1 pseudogene is annotated in these 215 nt (G+C 45.6%); it reads right to left on the bottom strand.

The features are described 5' to 3' along the window. Positions 1 to 215, bottom strand: a pseudogene (locus LKX83_RS33445) (hypothetical protein); the annotation flags it as partial.

The following is a 215-nucleotide window of genomic DNA, read 5'->3' as shown; positions in this document are numbered from 1 at the left end:
GAGAAAATGGATGCAGAAATGCCCGGAGAAACTGTTATCGGGAATACCATCCCCCCCATGTGGCATCCCCTGCATGGATGCCGCATAGTAGTGGTGATCCTTCTTGACTACAATCGCTTTTCTTTTCCAACTCCACTTGCCATTATATATTTGTTTCATTATTTTTGTATCAGCCTTCGTAAGCGGTTGTACGTCGGCATGGTATTTTCCGGCTC

The sequence above is a fragment of the Cohnella baijiui genome (assembly GCF_020731285.1).
Taxonomy (GTDB): domain Bacteria; phylum Bacillota; class Bacilli; order Paenibacillales; family Paenibacillaceae; genus Cohnella.
This window is presented reverse-complemented; position numbering and strand designations above follow the sequence as displayed.